Raw genomic sequence first — 20237 nt, 5'->3', positions numbered from 1 at the left:
TGGCTTTCTTGGGTGAAGAACAACTTGAAGGTTTAAGAGATCAATTGAAAAGTTATCTGCACATTACGTGGAATGAAGAGGATGCTACCCTGCTAGATAAGGTGAAAGAAGGGATAGCTTATCTTGATGATATTGCTGGTACTAAAATTGACTATACCACCGATCTGAAAGCAAAACCTTTGTTAATGGATTATGGACGTTACGCTTATAATCATTCCTTGGAATTGTTTGAGATTAACTTTGAAAGAGAGCTCTTCAAGCTTTCTCTAAGAGAGGGAATTAACGCATATGAAGCGACAAATACAGAGGCCGGTTCATGAGACGTTTAATGACGGGTTTTTATATTATGGGTTTCAATCTGTCCAACGATCATCAGAGGGGAAGAGGATAGGCGAAACGTATCAACAAAAAGGGAAATTAGCATTTCGGCTGATGAGTGCACGTGATCAAGATTTTCAGCTAGCTGGCACCATGAGTAGTCGCCTGGATCTTAAAGTGAAAACCAAACTGCCACCATCTGCTCAAGAATCTTCCACTATTCCGTCTTCCTTTTTTGAAAGCTATAAAAACTTACGGAAGTCTAATATTAAAATAAGGATAGGGACAATGGAATATGATGTTATTACCGTGGACTTTGATACAAGTCGACGGTATTTATTTTTTTACTTGCAGGAAGTAGGAGGATTTAGGGATGAATGAAAAAGCTAAAGTGCTTATTAGCAAACAAAACGAACAAATTTATAACCATCTTGTACAAACCTTTAATCTTCCTGTCTTTCAGGATGATGTATCAGAAAGCGAACGTCCTGAAAAATTGAATTTGTTTTTAATCATTTATGGTGATCTGCAGCAAGGGGAAAACCAGGGGAATATGAGGCAAGATGTTTTTATTACCTACCTGGCTGAAAATAGTCGTTCCCTCGAAACAGATCAATTAGACATTATCTCTTCGATAACCAAAATCAACGCTATGAAATTTGTACGAACAGAACGTGATCGTGTCCAAAAATTAGACACCGATGAATATGTAGATCGAGTTAATTTTATTTTTTCAAGGAGTATTCGTTATGAGTGTTCGATTTGAAATTGATGCTGAAGAGCTAAAGCTACTGCAAAAAAAATTCAAGAGAATACCTGATCAAGTTGAAAAGAGAGTGAATCGGATCTTGCATTCTTTTGGGATAAAGACAATTGAGGATAGGATCCTCTTAAGAATCCCAGTATCCCAATCACCAGCGAAAAAGAGACATGCGAGCAATTCGAAGTCTCTTCGAAGTGCAACCTTCAACTTAGGATTTGAAACAAAACCAAAAAAGACTTACAACTATCTGGTTTTCCCTGATAAGGGGTTAGGAACGTCTATCGGAAGAGCACCAGACGAATTCATGACTGAGGGAATGAATGATGGGACGCCACGTATTCTGCAAGAAATCAATGACCAATTAGACCAATTAATCGAGGAGGAATTTTAATGGCCACTGTTGTCGAATCATTTGATTCAACAAAAATCACGAATGCGAGCACGCAATTTTTCGCAGAGGACGGGACCCAGCAAGATGGGGTGAAATTCCCCTGTATTGGCTCTGTAGAAGGCGAAACGACCTTAAAGGAATTAATCAAGAAGTGTGAAGGTGTGGAGGTTGCCAAAAAGACCAAGCCTGAAAAACATGATCTTACCATCTCAGCTCATGTTCCAGTAGCTATTGTTCGTGAGTTATTTGGTATTACGAATGAGGATTTAAAGCCTGGTGTATACAAATACTCTCAAAATTCCAAAGGAAAACGATTTGTGTTCACAGCTGACGTTATCGACGAATTTGAAGAAATCACAAAATTAATCTCTTTTCCGAATGTGGTATCAACCACTGGATTTAAATTTGCGATTGAAAATGGCGCTGATGAAGTGGCAGAAATGGAAGTGGAAGTAACAGCTTATCCTGATGCCAAAACTAACCTCTATTACGAGGCATACATTTCAGAACTTGAAGATCCATCCATTGCGGATACCTGGCACATAGCATTTGATTATTCGTTAGTGGAGGCAATCCCTTCACCATAAAGGCTGACAAATTGTCGGTCTTTTTTGTTTGGTAAGAAAAAGGAGGAAATTAAGATGGGAACAAAAATAAGTACGATTGAACTAAAAGAGGTCGAAGTAATCGAGCTTGAAAACAATGAATTTGAAACACGGTTTGTGAATCCCAAGAAATATCCTGCATTTTTAACGAATCGTTCATTGGCTACAGGGATGCGTCTTGGGATTACAAAAACCTCGTTAATTACAAACTTGGTCCAGATGCAGGGATTAGTCGGAAAAGATGGCAAAATTGATCCTGAAAATATTTCAGAAGAACAAGCTGAATTTATCGATGCGGATCGCGACTTGCCTGTAATTTACCTCGGGATTATGGGAGCCAATAAAAGTCTAGACCTTACGTTCGAAGAATTTCTTGATCTCTATCATGGGGATCTCGAAAAACTCCTGAATGATTATCTCGATCTTGTCATGGTCTACTTGAATCAAAACCCGAATGAGTTCAGGAAGGGGTTAGAAGCGAGCACCTCAAAAAAGTAGAGAAAGGCGAGAAAGTAAAAGCGCCTCAACTTAACATTGAATGCGTTGAAGATTTGTACGTGCTTTATGTTCTTGTCTATGGGATTGATCCTGAAGTGTTCTGGGATTTTCCAATCGTGGAAGTCGATCGGATATTCGAAAATAAACAGGCTTATGATACTTGGTCCAATAATCCGAAAAAGCAATAGAAAGGGGGTGGATGAATGGCAAGAAACCCCGAAACGAAAATCAAGTTTAGTGTATTTAATAAAGATTTTAATTCAGCAATGCGTGATATGAAAAATGAAAGTTCTAAGCTGAGACAGGAATATCAACTACAAGCTGAACAACTGAAATTAAACGGAAGTGCAACGGAAAAGCTTCAGGCCAAAATGAACTATCTTCAACAGGCTCAACAGTTAGCATCAAGAAAAACACAAGAAACTGCTACACAATTAACGCGAGCTAGAGAAATGTATGGAGACAATTCTCGGGAAGTTGAAGCTCTTTCTCGAAGGTTATTAAGTGCTCAAACAGCTGAACAGCGTCTATCAAATGAGTTAGCCGAAACAACCGATCAATTCCAAGAACAAACGGACGTTGTTCGACAAACGTCAGAGGCCATATCAGAACAAGGGGATAAACTGAAAAATGTCGGCGGAGCCATGACAGCAACCGTAACCCCTGCTTTAACAGGTTTAGGTGCTGTGGCCATGAAAGCTGCTGACAATTTTGATCAGGCCCAAGGGAAGATTCAAGCTTCGCTCGGCGTCACAAAATCAGAAGCAGAAGAGTTTGCAGAAATTGCTGAAACGCTTTGGGCTGATGCATTCGGTGAGAATATTGATGAAGCAGCAGCTGCCGTAACAACTGTCTCAAAAAACATGAAAGAAATTCCTGTAGATCAATTACAGGCAGCGACAGAGAAAGCCTTTATTCTGTCTGACGCCTTTGAAGCAGATGTAGGAGAAAGCACAAAAACAGCCAATACGTTGATGAAAAACTTCGGCATTTCATCAGATGAGGCATTTGACCTTATGACAGTTGGTTTTCAAAAAAGCGGTGCTCATTCTGATGAACTTCTTGAAACCCTTAATGAATATGCACCTCAGTTTAAAGCTCTAGGCTACGATGCTGAAGGATTTACAGCTACTTTAATTGCCGGTGCTGAAAGTGGCGCTTTTAGTATGGATGTCCTTGCCGATACGGCAAAAGAAGGATTCTTACTAATGGGCGAAGGATCTGATGATACGAAGGACGCTTTAAATGCAATGGGATTAGATGCTGATAAAGTGATATCTGATATCAATGCAGGGGGACAAGATGCACAAAGTGCATTTATGGCCGTATCGTCTGCTATATCAACAATTGAAGATCCTGCTAAACGTAATCAAGCTGCCATTGCAGCTTTTGGTACGCCATTAGAAGACCTTGGACCTGAATTCCAAACGTTTTTTAGTAGTGTGAATCAAGATCTTGAGGGTGCTGAAGGAGCAACTGATAAGGCTGGTGAGGCATTATACGATAATTTTGGAACAGACCTTCAGGCTGTCATGAACCAATTGCAATTAGCTTTAGTGCCACTCGGGGAAGTGTTACTAGGTTTTGTGAGAGATATCTTACCCAAGTTAACAGCTGGGATCCAAAGTGTCTCAAACTGGTTTGGTAGTTTATCACCTTTAGGACAAAAATTAACCGTCATTTTTGGAATGATCGGAGTAGCGCTGGGTCCATTTCTTGTTGTTTTGGGGTACGTTGTAGGAGCAGTTTCAAATTTAATACCGATATTCGCAAAAATATGGAGCTGGTTATCAAAACTGGGTCCTCTTTTTAATGTTTTACGTACGGCATTGTTGTTTCTAACTGGTCCAGTGGGCATTGTGATCGGAATCATCGTCGCTCTTGTAGCAGCTTTTGTTCTTCTCTGGAATAAGAGTGATGCTTTTCGAAACTTCTTTATTAATTTATGGACCCAAATCAAAGCAGCTCTTGCGGTAGCTTTACCGGCCATAAGAGACTTCTTAATCATGGTTTGGAATGGTGTTTTAGTAGCGATTAAAATCACATTAGCATTTATGAAAAACGCTATCCTAAATACTTGGAACGGAATTAAGGCCTTTACCCTCATGGTCTTTAATGGTCTGAAAACAGCCCTTATTGCGATATGGACCGCAATTAAAACAGCGGTGATCATGATTGTGACAACCTATGTTGCTGTTATCAAAGCCATCTTCAATGCTTACGTAACAGCTGTTAAATTCATTTTTAACGCCTTAAAAATCTTTTTTACAACGGTTTGGAATGCGATAAAAAAAGCTGTTGTGGCTATCGTTACGGCTTATGTGAATGCTGTGAAAGCATTGTTCCAATTATTTGTTAGTGGTATTAAAGCGATCTTTAATGGGGTCAAAGTCTTTTTCTCAACCGTCTGGAACTCTATAAAAAATACCGTTACCTCCATCGTTACGGCTTTAAAAAGTACGGCTATTTCAATTTTCAATGCGTTAAAATCCAGTGTAAATGCTATTTTTAACTCAGTGAAATCAACTATCACGAGTATTTGGAAGGGTATTAAATCAATCATCATTCGTGTCGTTAATGAGGCGGAAAGTCGTGTGACATCTACGTTTGATTCGATGAGCAGTAGAATCAGTTCCATTTTCTCATCGATTAAATCAACGGCAACGAGCATATTTAACAGTGTCAAATCTGCTATCACGAGGCCGATTGAATCAGCGAAGGATACAGTGATCGGCATTATTGATTCCATTAAAAGTGCTTTCAGTCGAATGAAAATTACCATCCCAAAACCAAAGATTCCTAAAATCGATGTCAGTATGGGATCCAAGAAGGTCGGACCAGTTAGTGTTCCATACCCAAAGTTCAACGTTAACTGGCATAAAACAGGTGGCGTCATGACCAAACCATTTACGGCAGGGAACGCTGGGTTCGGGGATGTAGAAGAAGGAATTGTACCGTTTGAAGGACCACATGCGATGAAGATTGCTAAACTGATCGCCAGTGCTCAATCCAGGCTATCAAACGTTTCAACGGGGCTAGTTAATCGCGTAATGGACAAGTTAGTGGAAGTGAATATTGCTTCTTCTGATGTGGTGATGGACGGGCAAACCGTTGGAAGAATCACATGGGATACCGTCCGAGATGAAATTGAACGAGATGAAGAAATGAACAGTCGGGCTCTGGGGGAGTGAGAAGATGAAGAGTAAATTGAATTTCAAAATCGAATATGTGAACAATCAGATCATTGATATGCATGATATGGGGTTATGGGTTGATTCTTTTCACATCTTTTCTCCTGATGTTGAGCGAAATACCATTGACATCCCGAATCGACATGGGGCTCTGTTGGCTTCTTCTCGTATCAAAACACGGAAAGTCAAACTCTCTTTTACAGTGGATACTAATAGTGTCGAAGACTTAGATTATTATCGCCATGCGATTTTCCAAACCTTTTACTCAGAAAAACCGTATAAGATCATTCGAGATGTCAATCCCAATCGTGAGCTATTTGCCATTCAAGATGGGGAATACGATATCGAGAATGTGACTTTCTCAGATGGGGCTTGTGCAATTGAATTGATGATGTTGGACCCGATTCTGTATTCGCTTGAACGGAACCAGGTGATCAATGATCCAAATGGCTCTTTTGATCCCAATATCACCAATCATGGCACGGAAAAGACTTTTCCGACCTTCATGATCGACATCTTAAAGCCAACAACGTTTCTCTCGATTATTAGTCCTGAGGATTATATTCAATTGGGGCAACCAACTGAAGTAAAAGAAAGATCCGTGGAAAAGGAACAGCTCTTGTTGCGTCATGGTTGTAGTGATATGACGGGTTTTATGCCAGGCACAATGATAGAAGGAGGCACAGTTGCCGGTTCGATGTATTCAAACGGGAAAGGGCTACTTGCTAGTTCCTATGGGACGGGGACATATTGGCATGGTCCGGCTCAAAAATTGGAGTTGAGTGAAACCATCCAAGATTTTCGAGTTGAAGCGACGATCACCAATGAGAGCACTTCTCCCCTTGATGTAGGGCGAGTAGAAATCTCACTTCTAGACGATTTGAACCAAGTGATTGGCAAAATGGCGATGAAAGATACCAGCCAACAGGTGACGTCCAACCATGGCGAAATGAGAGCTGGTAACTTAATGGATGGCTATTACATGATTAATGAACGAAGAAGAACCTGGAACTACATGAAAGGGGGGCTTCTAAGTTTACAGCGGATTGGTGCTCGTTTCCGGGCTTATATCGCTCAACAAGATCCGAATGATTCCAACCATCATTATGCAAGAGAAACCGAGTTTTTCACGGACTTAGATGAGGTGTATTTAGATAAGTTGGCTCAAATCCAGGTCCATTTAGGGGCTTTTGGTACCCTTTCCATTCCGAAGCTTCAAGTGCAACATTTGCAAGTGTTTAAGATTAATAGCATTACAGAAGAAGAAATTCCTTACATCGCAGTCCCAGGGGACCAAATTGTGCTAAATCATAAACGATCACGGATCGAAAAGAATGGAGCTTTAATGAACAAACAAAAAGATCTCGCATCCAACTTCTTTGGGATTGGAAAAGGAGAATCGGAATTGAAGGTTTATCCGTCAGATGCAGCTAGAGTGGTGGCCAAGTGGAAGGAGGGGTCGATTTAATTGATTCATATCCTCAATCGTTTTGATGAAATCATCGGGTTTTTATCGAACGAAAACCCAGAAACCCCAGTTTACTGGGGAGGAAAGCATACGGAGAAGTTAAATAGTGCAGCCAATTATTACGAGTTTTCAACAGTGACCGATCATGAATACGTCCAGGAATTGACCAACATGAATAAGGTGGTGGCCAGTCACCCGGATGGTTATTTTATTCCGTTTCGCATTCATCGCGTGACACAGCGGAACAAAGATGGCGTTCGTGAAAAGGTGGTGGAAGTAGAAGGGGAGCACATGCGCCTTCGTACGGCGAAAGTGTTAAGTCCGATTACGCTCACGAGTGCAACTTTAAAGACAGCAGCTCGTTTTATCTTATCAGGGACAGGGTGGCAGGTGGGACTCGTTGAGTTTGCTGGGGCGAAAACCATTGAATTTAATGATTTTACGAATGCGTTGAAAGCCTTGCATCACATAAACGAACTTTTTGGTATGGAAATCCGTTTCCGCATCGTGATTCAACGAAATAAAGTCGTGGGTCGGTACGTCGATTTCCTTGAACGAATTGGGGAAGATAACGGAAAAGAAATCGTTCTTGCGAAAGACCTGATGAGTGTGGAACGGATCGAGGACTCTAATAATGTTTATACGGCATTAATTGGAATTGGAAAAGCCAATGAAGAAGGAAAATTCATAACATTTGAAGGCATCAATGGTGGGAAGAATTACGTGGAAGATCAAGACGCCTTTCAACGATGGGGGGATGAAAGTGGCCACCACATCGGTGTTTATTATGTCCAACCTGAAGAAGGCGAAGAGCTCACACCTGAAATCGTGAGGGAACGCACAAAAGAGGCATTGAAACGCCACATTGATAGTGTCGTGCAATATAAAGTGACGGGGGCTTCCTTGGAGAAGGTGTTCGATCTAGACCATGAAAAAGTGCGAAAGGGAGACACTGTTCGCATTAAAGATACAGGTTTTACACCCCCTCTCTATTTGAAAGCTCGTGTTCTAGAAACGTTTCGGTACGATGATCCCGGCAAAGAAGATGAGTTTCTTTTAGGGAACTATCATGAGTTGAAGATCAAACCAAATCAGTTACTACTGGATTTACAGAAGCGGCTGTTTCGAAATGAACGTAAATGGAGCAGTGCGGTTCGAAAAGTGCGAAGTGCGTTACCTCCACAGGATCAGACCGTAATCTGGATTGATACAACCGAGGTACCGAACATTGTAAAAACCTATAATGAAGCAGAAGCAGCGTGGGAAAAGGCAAGCCCTACAGTAGCAGCTGAAGTAGGAGCTGAAACGCCTGAGGGTGCTGAAGCGAAAGCCAATACGGCAAAATCAGAAGCCATCGCCTATATGAATACACAACTGACGAATTATGTAAATGCGACGCTCTATAGTGAGGAAATTTCCGACCTTCAGGCTCAAATTGATAATCAAATTCAATCACATTTTAAACCCTATGAACCTTCTTTATCCAATGAGCCAGCAAGTGACTGGCGTACTGATGAAGAAAAAAGGAATCATGTTGGCGATTTATTTTACAATACTGAAACCGGTCATTCTTATCGCTTTGCATTAGATGGCACGATCTATACATGGTTAATGGTTCGGGATGAGGGCATCGCCAAAGCATTAGCTGATGCTGCACAGGCACAAGATACAGCAGATAGCAAAAGAAGAACGTTCGTATCACAACCGAATACTCCTTATGATGAAGGCGACTTATGGGATAAGGATGGGGCTGTTTTCCGTTCCACTGTGACCAAAACAAAGTCGGCTTCTTTTTCATTGTCTGATTGGGTGAAGATTGGGGACGTGACGAGTGAAAATAAAGCAAAAGATACAGATTCTGTAGGTGGCGTTCCAGCAGAGGATATCGAAACGAAAGATGGTGCTTCTGGGAAAGCAAATCAAGCCAAAGCCGATGCCCAAACCTTTACAGAGACCTATGCTAATAAAAAGGTGACACAAAGCACCTCCCCACCTGAGAGCCCTTCCCATGATGATCTCTGGATTGATATTTCAGTGGATCCCTATGTATGGAAACGATGGGATGGAGAGACGTGGAAGAAAGCGACACCGACAACAGCTGATGAGGTGGGAGCTGAAACGCCGAATGGTGCTCAATATAAAGCTAATCAAGCGAAAGAGGATGCAATCGCTGTCGCTGAATCAAAGGCCGAAGATGCACGGAAGGATGCCGTGACCTCTGCTCAACAAGATGCAGCTGAAAAGGCAGCGAATGCTGTAAGTGAAGCCCAAGCCTTTACTGAAGAATTTGCGAATAAGAAAGTATCTCAAGGAACTTCTGCCCCACCTGGTGCGACTGCCAACGATTTATGGATCGACACTTCTCAAACGCCTTACGTTTGGAAACGGTACACAGGATCATCATGGGTGAAAGCGACACCAACAACAGCAAATGAAGTTGGTGCTGAAACCCCAACTGGTGCTCAAAGTAAGGCAAATCAGGCGAAAGCTGATGCGTTGAGTGAAGCCAACAGCTTTACCGAGGAATTTGCGAATAAAAAAGTGTCTCAGGGAGGAACATCCCCTTCAACTCCTTCCATGAATGATTTATGGATTGACACATCCCAAACGCCTTATGTCTGGAAACGTTATACGGGTTCTTCGTGGATAAAGGCTACCCCAACCACAGCGAGTGAAGTGGGAGCTGAAACGCCTTCTGGAGCTCAAGCGAAAGCAAACGCTGCAAAGGCAACTGCTGAATCAGCAGCTAAATCCTATACTGAAGGATATGCAGAAAAGAAGGTTACGAAATCAACGACTGCACCTTCTAGTCCGAGTAATGGCGACATGTGGATCGACAGTAGTGAAAACGTCTGGAAGCGTTGGAATGGGTCATTATGGGTGAAGTTGACCAGAACGTCACTTCCAGAATTGTCAGGGAGGATTAGTGCTGGACAATTGTCCGCAAATATCATCACAAGTGATCATATTGGAACTGCTGGTCTTGATGCAGGTGTAATCAAAACCGGCGTTCTGGATGCTGGTCGTGTTCGAATCGGACCTGGATCGGTTTTCGAAAGTGGATTCGATCCTTCCACAAAAGAAACACCTTCAGGTGCCCAGTCAAAAGCGAATTCAGCTAAATCAGCTGCGATTAGCACTGCCGCGAGCGATGCGACTTCAAAGGCAAATCAGGCGAAGACAGACGCAATTAGTTCAGCTGCTTCAGACGCTACTTCGAAGGCTAATTCGGCTGAATCAGCCGCGAAAACATATGCCAGCAACAGGTTCGACGGAACAAAAAATTTGGTCAGTGGGTGGAAGTACGGATCTACAACGTATATCGATGGCGGAAATATTTACGCAAATACCCTTACCGCGAATGCCATCGCTTCAAAAACAATTACAGCAAACGAACTTAAGGCTGGAATCATTGACTCCGATCTGATTGTGACTGCCGGGCTTGATGCTGGTGTTATCAAGTTTGGTGTAATGTCAGGATTACGTATCCAGGTCGGTACACTGAATGCAGATCGAATCGGAGCAGGTGTAATCGATGCACGAAGAATCGCAATTGGAAGCGGAACTTCCTTCGACAGTGGATTCGATCCTTCCACAAAAGAAACACCGTCCGGCGCCCAAGAGAAAGCTAACGCTGCTAAATCGTCCGCTATCAGTGCAGCTGCAAGTGATGCTACGTCGAAAGCGACCGCTGCGGAATCAGCTGCGAAGAAACACGCTGATGATACGTATTCTAGTACAAAGTCGCTAGTTGACGGCTGGAAGTACGGATCGACCACGTATATCAATGGTGGTGACATCTACACAAATACGATCACGGCAAATCAGATCGCTTCAAAAACGATTACCGCAAATCAATTGAAAGCTGGAATCATTGATTCTGATCTAATTGTTACTGCTGGTTTAGATGCGGGTGTCATTAAATTTGGCACAATGGATGGTGAGCGTATTACAGCGGAAACAATTACAACTGAACAATTAGTCGTTAAAGATTTTACAAACTTGGCAGAAAATCCTGACTTTGAAGATGATGTAACCGGAACAGTGCCACGAGGATATACTGCTGGAAGTGTGCGTGACATGTCGTCATGGAGTAGCGGAAATGGTTCTATTAAATGCCTTGAAATTCCAGCGCGTAGTGGTGGGAATTCAGATGTATATGGGGTTCGTTTGATTCCGGTACAACCAGGACAGAAGTTCTTTCTTTCTGCTGAAGTGCGTTACTTGAACACTAATGGGGATGGTTATGCTTCAATGGGATTCCGTGTTTACGGTAAGGACAAGAGTCATATTTCATGGCTAAGAAATGTCGCATGGTCGTCTAGCAAACATGCAAACTGGGTCACAAAATCAGCAGTATTCACGGTTCCAGCTAACGTGTACTATATGCAGATTTTCCTGGGATTCACAAACAATCACGAAAGCACGAACGCCGTCTTCATAGATAATTTGCGTATTAATCGAATGGCAAATTCCGAACTGATTGTCGATGGATCGATCACGACAGACAAAATCGTAACAAATGGTTTGAATGCAAACGTGATCAAATTCGGATCGATGGATGGTGAGCGAATCGCCACAAACAGTCTTCATGCGAATCGTATCCAGTCGCAAACAATTGATTCTGATCTAATCGTCACTGCTGGTCTTGATGCAGGGGTGATCAAGTACGGCACGATGCATGGAAATCGTATTATTTCAAACTCCTTACATGGCGATAAAATTACGGCTGGGACATTGAATGCTGACCGTCTGGAAGCCAACAGCATCATTGCAGATGACATCAAGTTCACCGGAACGCTGGATGGGGCAACAGGTAATTTCGCGGGTGAACTGACAGCCTATTCATTGAAAGTGGATACGCAACAGGGAGGCGAACTCCTTATCGGAACCGGGAGCTTCGGATCAGGTGGATCTGTTTGGCATGATGGCGGAGACGTTCGGATTGGGAACGACGCCATAAGTGGATCTGAAAGGGCAATTAATATTGAATCCTATACAGGAGACGTGGAAGTGGATGTAAAAGGAACGCTCCGGGCAAAGAACATCAACTACGTAGAAACTATTAGCGCAGATGAAGTCTACGGAACAGAAGTACGTGGGACTGACTTTTATAGCAAGAAGTATGCGGGGGATTTAGTTGTAGCAGACAGAGTGCAATCTAGTGTGTTTGAACTAGCATCTGGTGATAAAAACATCGTGATTTCTGACGATAACCCGAACTTTAGGGGATATAGCATGGGAGCTGTCATTCAGTTTAATGGTGACGGTCGTGCTGATGGTGCATTAATTAAAGCAGCTGGCATCCAGGCGACAAGTGTTCTGGACCTCGGAACGGGTCGAATGTATGGCAACCGAGGAAGCTTGTTTAAATTCGATCATGACGGGTCGAGCTATGAACATCACACAATGCAATTTGGTAACGCACTGATGAAATCACTAAATAGCTCGCAGTCTACGATTCAAATAAGAAACATAAGTGATACTGCCTATTCAAAAATGACTGCTTCTGATTTTCAAGTTGGGTCTCTCCGTTCTTATAAGAAAAATATAGAGCCTTATATGGGGGATGCGCTTCAGAAGGTAGTCAGAACTCAGGTTTATCACTATCATTTGAACAGTGATGATGATCGTGAGTTAAAGCGTGTGGGTTTGATCTATGAAGAGTCTGATGCCGATGTCGTTGATCCAGCTGGTGATGGAATGTCCTCTTATTCCATGACAGCAGTATTATGGAAAGCACTTCAAGATTTAAACAATAAAGTCGTGGATTTAGAAAATAAAATTGCATAAGGAGAGAATTTCATGAGTAACGTTTCAGCAGATGCGAACCGAGTCATTCACATTTTAAAAGAAAAGCTAGGTGATGCCCATCAAGAAAATGCAATCTTAATGGCCGTACTTGAGCAAAAAGAAGAAGAACTGCGATTGGAGAGACAAGAGAAAGAGCAGAGTTCTAAGGAAAGAGAAAAATAATTAACTAGTGAAGAGCATGAATCGATCATGCTCTTTTTCATTTGCTTGAAAGGGGGATTCCATGGGAGGTAGCGTCAAAACGGCAGAACAAATCGTGTCATCTGATCAAACCTTTGGAGTGTTATTTATTCTAGTTTTGATCATTGTTTTCTATTACATTAGGCAGCTGATTAATGACGCGAAAGAAGAACGAATGCAAAACAGAGAGGACAGCCGTGAGAGAGAGGCAGCCTTAATGACTCAGCTGGGTCGTTCAAACGATACTCTAGAAGAAATCAGTCGAACGCAAGCCAATATCCATACTAGCTTGTCAAATATTCAAAAAGATGTTGGGAAGCTAGAAGATCGATTTGATAATCAGTTTGATGATATTTGGGATTATGTGAAGCACAAAAATTTCCGCGAACTTAATATAACTGATAGGGGAGAATAAAATAATGAGTAAATTTGAAATTATTACTGCTGATCAAGTTATTGAAATGTTGAAAGGTCGTAAATATTCTAGAGCACAGGTTCACCATACATGGAAACCGAATCACAGTGATTTTAATGGGAAAAATCATATTGCCTTACAGGATAGTATGTATAGGTACCATGTGAATGTGAGAGGGTGGGATAATATTGGTCAACACTTAACTTTAATGCCAGACGGTTTGTTTGTGACTGGGCGTCCTTTCTGGAGCATGCCAGCAGGAATTAAGGGATATAACACGGGAGCCTTTATGATCGAACACCTGGCTAATTTTGATAATGGGCATGACAAGTTAAATGGGGCCCAATTAAACAGTAGTTTGAAAGTTTATCAATATCTTGTTAAAGAGTGTGGTGCTGAAATCATGTTTCATAATGAGCACGCTGCAAAGAGTTGCCCAGGAACTGGGGTTAACAGAGACGACTTCATTTATTCTGTTCTTGCGTATACTCCTAACCAAGTTGAGCCTAAGGTGATTCTCCATCCTACACAGGAGAAAGTGAAATCAGGTGTTGTTGAGTTTGTTCTTGGAGTAGGTGACGCTGGTGAACAGGTTAGAGATCTCCAAAACAAATTAAAATCACTAAAGTATGACATTGGAAAATATGGTGCTGACGGCAAATTTGGAAGAGATACCAAAGCAGCAGTTGAGAAATTCCAACAAGATCACGGTTTGGTGAAAGATGGACTAGCTGGTCCGAATACTTTTGCCGAGCTTAAAGAAGTTATTGCAGCAGAAAAATACACCAAAGCAAAAACAGTTTCTAGTTCGGCTGTTGTTACCTATCCTGGTCATTTAATTAAAAATGGCTCAAGAGGTAAAGATGTTGAACGGATTCAGAGAGCTGTTGGGGTTAGGGTAGATGGAATTTACGGTCCTAACACTGCCTCTGAAGTGAGGAATTATCAGGAACGTCATGGTTTATCAGTCGATGGTATCGTAGGTCCCAATACATGGAATACATTATTTTAGGAGGAATGTGAAATGGAATTACAACAGTTTATTCAGGAGAACTATTTGTTTTTAGTACCTGCTCTCTGGGTGATCGGCACAGCTTTAAAGAAGACTCCAAAAGTACCTGATTGGTCCATCATCTGGGTGCTTATTTTTGTGTCGTTAATTGTTGCTACATGGTCATTTGGATTTACTGGTGAGGCATTTGCAAACGCGATTGTAGCCGCAGGTGTTGCGGTGCTAGGGCATCAGTTAATTAAGCAGACCAAAGATCCAAATTGAAAAAGCAATACAAAATACTCCAGATGTGCTTTTAACGATAGAAGCGATGGAAGTGATAGAAACGTATAACGAATATAGTATCATCCTTTGAAAAAATATTTTAAATTAATTTAAAACAAAAAAAAGAGTGTAAAATCATGTGATTTTATACTCTTTTTTTTTGTCATGTGCTAGCGCGTGTTATAAATGATCTTTTTGAAGTGCTGCAAAAAATTAATAAAGCCTGCTATATAATCAAGCTATTATGATAAACTTGAGTTTGAAAATAGTACTTTGGTTATTAGGAGGGATTTATTGATATGGAAGAAATAAAGGGGCAAGTAATCCGTAATTCATTTGATAAGATCATTCATGATTTAGATATAGAACATAAGGATATGATACAGCGTGATCGTGGAACATTTTTTGAGTTGTTGGTTACAGCATATTTGAAAAATGAGCCTATGTATGCACGATTGTTTGATGAAGTGTGGATGTTAGGAAATGTTCCTGAAGAATATGGGATTCCTAAGAAAGACACTGGCGTAGACTTAGTAGCAAGGTATCGAGATACTGGTGAGTTGGTAGCTATTCAATGTAAGTATTTCTCAAAGGATACTACAATTCAGAAATTACATATTGATTCTTTCTTAAACGAAGTGGGGAAAAGTTATTATTCAGAAGGTATTATTGTAACTTCAACGGATAAGTGGAGTAATAATGCAAATGATGCATTATTGAATCGAGATAAGAGCATTGCTCGAATTGGATTGTCTCAATTACGTGATAGTGAGATTGATTGGAGTAAGTTTTCACTTGAGAAACCGAAGACTGTAAAATTAAAATCATCTAAACAACCTCGTCCTCATCAAATTCCAGCTATTGAAGCAGTAGTGAATGGATTTGATAATGTTGATCGAGGAAAGCTAATTATGGCTCCAGGAACAGGGAAAACATATACTTCAATGGTTATTGCCGAAAAGATGGCAGAAAAGAAGGATGGTATATTTAGAGTATTGTATTTAGTACCTAGTATACAGTTACTTTCTCAATCTTTAAGAGGTTGGACTGCTGATTCAAAATATAATGAACACATGGATACTTTTGCCGTCTGTTCAGACAGAAAAGTTACAAAAAAGGTAAAAGGCGAAAATGAAATGGAAGATATTGCAGCAGCAGACTTAGGTTATCCTGCAACAACTGATTATAATAAGTTATTGGAACGTCAGAAAGAGATTGATGCAGCAGATAATCAAAGTGCTTTTTTAGTGGTGTTTTCTACGTATCAGTCGATTGATGTAATAATGGATGCTCAGAAGAATGGTTTTTATGAGTTTGATTTGGTAGTTTGTGATGAAGCACACCGTACAACTGGTGCAACTGAAGTAGGAAAAGATGATAGTGCTTTTGTGAAAGTACATAACGATAACAACATTAAAGCTAAGAAACGTCTGTATCAAACTGCAACACCTCGTATTTATGGGGAAAATGCAAAGCAAAAGGCAGATGAAATGTCAATTGTTATTTCTGATATGAATAATGAAGATATTTATGGTAAAGAGTTTTATCATATAGGCTTTGGTGATGCTGTAAATAAAGGGATATTGTCAGACTACAAGGTAATGGTTCTTGCAGTTGATGAAAAAGAAATTGCCCGTCGATTTCAAACAATGTTGGCTAATAACCAAGATACAGAGCTTGAATTTGATGATGTAACGAAGATAATTGGTTGTTGGAATGGATTAGTTAAGCGAAGAAGTAATTCTAATGTAATTTCAGCCAATCCTATGAAACGTGCGATTGCTTTTGCTGGAACGATACGCGAGTCAAAGTTGATTAAGGAAATGTTCACTGAAGTTGTAGATATGTATATCAATGAGTCAGGTGACCAAGTCGATCCATTTCAAGTAGAAATAGATCATGCAGATGGTTCAATGAATGCAATGCAGAAAAATGAGAAGATTTCTTGGTTGAAATCAGATGTACCATCAAACACTTGCCGTATACTTTCCAATGCACGGTTCCTTACAGAGGGTGTTGATGTACCGGATTTAGATGCAGTTATGTTCTTAAAACCTCGTAAATCACGTATTGATATTGCACAGGCTGTGGGACGTGTTATGCGTAAAGCAGAAGGAAAGGATTATGGTTATGTCATTCTTCCTATCGGTATTCCCGCGGGGGTTGATGAAAACACGGTTTTAGATAAAAATGAGAAGTATAATGTAGTTTGGGATGTTCTAAATGCATTGCGCTCATTAGATGAGCGATTTGACTCAACGATTAATAAATTGGAATTGAACAATAAAAAACCTGAACAGTTAGAAGTTATTGGAGTAGGTTCTGCTCCAGACGAAAGTGAAGGAGGATTTACAGTAGCGGAACCAGCGACAGAACAATTATCGCTAGGACTTGATGAAGAAGAATTCACTGACATTGAACGAGCAATTTATGGGAAAATCGTAAAGAAAGTCGGGAATGTACGCTATTGGGAAGAGTGGTCCAAAGACGTTGCTGAAATTGCCAAAAACCATATGATGCGTATACATGTCATGCTGGAAGATACGAGTAGTGAGGCATTTAAAGCGTTCCAAAAGTTTGTTTCAGAGCTACGCAGGAACATTAATGGGGCTATTTCAGACGAACAAGCAATTGAAATGTTAGCACAACATTTGATTACAAAACCAGTATTTGAAGCATTATTTGATTCGTACAGCTTTGCTAATGATAATCCTGTCTCACGTGCTATGGATGCTGTTTTGAAAGTTATGGATAATCAGGGGCTGTTGAAAGAACAAAAACGATTAGAAGACTTTTATGAGAGTGTACGGATTCGTGCGCAGGGTATTGATAATCTTAAAGCTAAACAAGACATTATCATTCAACTGTACGACAAGTTCTTTAAAGTTGGTTTTAAAGAAACAACAGAACGATTGGGTATTGTTTTTACACCAGTTGAAGTTGTAGATTTTATAATTAATTCCGTTGATGAAGTATTAAAACAACATTTTGGAAAGTCACTCAGTGACAAAGGAGTACATATCCTTGATCCATTTGTAGGGACGGGTACATTTATTGTTAGATTGTTACAAAGTGGTTTAATAAATAAAGAAGACCTATTACGTAAATATATGAATGAATTACACTCAAATGAAATAGTTTTATTGAGTTATTATATTGCTGCAATAAATATTGAGGAAACATTCCATTCGATAATGAAAGAAGAAAATAAAGAATATCAACCATTTAATGGAATAGTATTAACAGACACTTTTGATAGTACAGAAAATACTAACTCTTTTATGGATGAGCTATTCAGTGAAAATAGTGAGCGGTTAAAAAGACAACAGAGTGAAGAAGTTTTTGCGATAATAGGAAATCCACCATATTCTATAGGACAAACAAATGCAAATGATAATAACATAAACATTAAGTACCCTTACTTAGAGAAGAGAATTGATGAAACTTACGCAAAGAATTCTTTATCTTCTCTTAAAAAATCTAATTATAATTCGTATATTAAGGCTATTCGCTGGGCATCCGATAGGGTTTCTAACAAAGGAGTAATCGCGTTTATCACTGCTAACGGATACATTGATAAAACTTCATCAGATGGTATAAGGAAGAGTTTGTATAATGAATTTAACCATATCTATGTTATTAACCTCAGAGGAGGTACCAAGGGAAGAATAGGAGATGAAGCTAAAAAGGAAGGAGGAAATGTATTTGATATAGTTACAGGTGTAGCTATATGTTTATTAGTTAAAGATGCTTCAAATGAAAAAAACATTTACTATTATGATATAGGGGAGTATTTAACTACAAAAGATAAACTCGAAACCCTGTGTAATAAAGAATCTATAAAACAAATTGAATGGGAAAAAATTATTCCAGATGATAATGGTGATTGGATAAATAAAGGAAATGTTGATTACGATAAACTTCCATCAATGTTAGATTACTTTTATGATAAGGGAATAGGGGTTAGCACAAATAGGGATATATGGGTATATGGGTTTAACAGGAATAAGGTACTAAAAAATGCTACTACAATGATCGGAAATTATAATTATGAAGTAGAAAGACTTACTAAATATAAGGATAAAGATGAGAAACTTGCTGCTCGAAATCTTAATGGAGATTTTATTAAGTGGACAAGAGGATTGAATAATTTGTTATTAAAAAATAAAAAAATTGATCTTGATAGAGATGATTTAATTTTAAGTAGTTATAGACCATTTACAAAAAAATGGCTATTCCATAATAAAAATATCATTGAGATGCCTGGTCGGTTAAAAGATATAATGGGAGGAAATAATAGAATAATAGTAATTACAGGTGTAGGTGCTAGAAGACCTTTTTCGGCTCTAGTGACAGATTGTATCCCAAATCTACATTTTCAAGATTCGGGGCAAGGGTTTTTTGAATCTAATCATACTAAAAATGTATTGTTTAAAGAAAATAGTAATATTTCTGAGACAATTGCAGGAAAATTAGGTGTGAATTTAGAGGATGTATTCTATTATGTATATGCAGTGCTCAATTCAAATGAATATAAAGAAAAATATGGTAATGATTTAAAGAAAGATTTGCCTCGGATACCTATCTTAAAGAAAAAAGAGGAATTTATAAAAGTAGGTAGAAAATTGGTTGAACTTCATTTGAATTATGAAAATGTACCGCCATATGAAGGACTTGAGATTGAATATAAGTCAACGAAGCCTTCATATGAAGTTAAAAAAATGAAATTTTCAAAAAAGAATATTAAAGATTCAATAATATTTAATTCCGATATTAATATTTCGAACATTCCAGAAAAAGCATTTAAATATACGGTAAATGGTCGTCCTGCAATAGAGTGGATTATTAATCAATACCAATTTAAAAAAGCTGATCAAAATTCAGGAATTAAAGATGATCCTAATCAATACTCAGACGATAAAAAGTATATATTTAATTTAGTGCTTAGTATAATTAATGTGTCAGTTCAAACAGTAGATTTGGTGAATAGTTTGCCTCCTTTGGAAAATTTAGAGGATTAGAAAGTAAAAATGCAATTTAAATGTAGGGGCTTCTGATTATTATAAAAATTTCTTTAGGATACCTCACCAAATTATGACCAAAATTATGACCAAAAAATGACCAAATAAAAACCATATAATAGCATTAAATTTAAAAGTTATTTTCTCAAAAGTCTTATAAATAAAGGGTTTTTCACTATGTGGAACCAGATTATAAACCATAAATTCTGTTCCGTACACAAGTACACCCTTGGGAACGTGAGCAGTATATGACGACTTACTAATATTCAAAAACCCCTTAGCATGTAATGTGCTAAG

At 39.5% G+C, this 20237-nt stretch carries 14 protein-coding genes; all 14 read left to right on the top strand.

All coding sequences use genetic code 11. The features are described from left to right. Window positions 1-8: 8 nt before the first annotated feature. The 14 genes from AB986_RS04790 (at window position 9) to AB986_RS04730 (ending at window position 19940) form a co-directional block, all read left to right on the top strand. On the top strand, window positions 9-320 hold the full coding sequence (locus AB986_RS04790; RefSeq protein WP_048309718.1) for a hypothetical protein: 312 nt from the start codon (window positions 9-11) through the stop codon (window positions 318-320). Then, window positions 289-699 carry a hypothetical protein gene (locus AB986_RS04785; protein WP_048309717.1) on the top strand — a complete coding sequence of 137 codons (411 nt, stop codon included), beginning with the start codon at window positions 289-291 and terminating at the stop codon, window positions 697-699. Before AB986_RS04790 ends, AB986_RS04785 begins: the two co-directional genes overlap by 32 nt. Beyond that, window positions 692-1084, top strand: coding sequence for a hypothetical protein (locus AB986_RS04780; RefSeq protein ID WP_048309716.1), 393 nt, complete (start codon window positions 692-694; stop codon window positions 1082-1084). Before AB986_RS04785 ends, AB986_RS04780 begins: the two co-directional genes overlap by 8 nt. Next, window positions 1068-1472, top strand: a complete 405-nt coding sequence (locus AB986_RS04775; RefSeq protein ID WP_048309715.1) for a hypothetical protein — start codon at window positions 1068-1070, stop codon at window positions 1470-1472. The genes AB986_RS04780 and AB986_RS04775 overlap by 17 nt, the downstream gene beginning before the upstream one ends. Beyond that, window positions 1472-2059 carry a hypothetical protein gene (locus AB986_RS04770; protein ID WP_048309714.1) on the top strand — a complete coding sequence of 196 codons (588 nt, stop codon included), beginning with the start codon at window positions 1472-1474 and terminating at the stop codon, window positions 2057-2059. Before AB986_RS04775 ends, AB986_RS04770 begins: the two co-directional genes overlap by 1 nt. Before the next feature lie 54 nt (window positions 2060-2113). After that, on the top strand, window positions 2114-2575 hold the full coding sequence (locus tag AB986_RS04765) for a hypothetical protein (RefSeq protein ID WP_048309713.1): 462 nt from the start codon (window positions 2114-2116) through the stop codon (window positions 2573-2575). 203 nt (window positions 2576-2778) lie between these two features. Next, window positions 2779-5766, top strand: a complete 2988-nt coding sequence (locus AB986_RS04760) for a phage tail tape measure protein (RefSeq protein WP_048309712.1) — start codon at window positions 2779-2781, stop codon at window positions 5764-5766. 4 nt (window positions 5767-5770) lie between these two features. Beyond that, on the top strand, window positions 5771-7234 hold the full coding sequence (locus AB986_RS04755) for a phage tail domain-containing protein (protein WP_048309711.1): 1464 nt from the start codon (window positions 5771-5773) through the stop codon (window positions 7232-7234). Next, window positions 7235-13027 carry a phage tail spike protein gene (locus AB986_RS04750; protein ID WP_048309710.1) on the top strand — a complete coding sequence of 1931 codons (5793 nt, stop codon included), beginning with the start codon at window positions 7235-7237 and terminating at the stop codon, window positions 13025-13027. A 12-nt stretch (window positions 13028-13039) separates the two neighbouring features. Next, the gene (locus AB986_RS22235; protein ID WP_161797330.1) at window positions 13040-13210 is read left to right on the top strand and encodes a hypothetical protein; all 171 of its coding nucleotides are present in this window, start codon (window positions 13040-13042) and stop codon (window positions 13208-13210) included. Window positions 13211-13271: 61 nt separating this feature from the next. Further along, entirely contained in the window at window positions 13272-13643 is a 372-nt protein-coding gene (locus AB986_RS04745) for a hypothetical protein (protein ID WP_048309709.1), read from the top strand. Window positions 13644-13647: 4 nt separating this feature from the next. Then, window positions 13648-14655 carry a peptidoglycan recognition protein family protein gene (locus AB986_RS21065; RefSeq protein ID WP_053216042.1) on the top strand — a complete coding sequence of 336 codons (1008 nt, stop codon included), beginning with the start codon at window positions 13648-13650 and terminating at the stop codon, window positions 14653-14655. 12 nt (window positions 14656-14667) lie between these two features. Then, window positions 14668-14919, top strand: a complete 252-nt coding sequence (locus AB986_RS04735; RefSeq protein ID WP_048309708.1) for a phage holin family protein — start codon at window positions 14668-14670, stop codon at window positions 14917-14919. 299 nt (window positions 14920-15218) lie between these two features. Continuing rightward, window positions 15219-19940 (top strand): DEAD/DEAH box helicase, encoded by a 4722-nt coding sequence (locus AB986_RS04730; RefSeq protein ID WP_048309707.1) that lies wholly within the window; start codon window positions 15219-15221, stop codon window positions 19938-19940. Window positions 19941-20237 lie beyond the last annotated feature (297 nt).

The organism is Guptibacillus hwajinpoensis (assembly GCF_001039475.1).
Taxonomy (GTDB): Bacteria; Bacillota; Bacilli; order Bacillales; family Guptibacillaceae; genus Guptibacillus; species Guptibacillus hwajinpoensis.
This window is presented reverse-complemented; position numbering and strand designations above follow the sequence as displayed.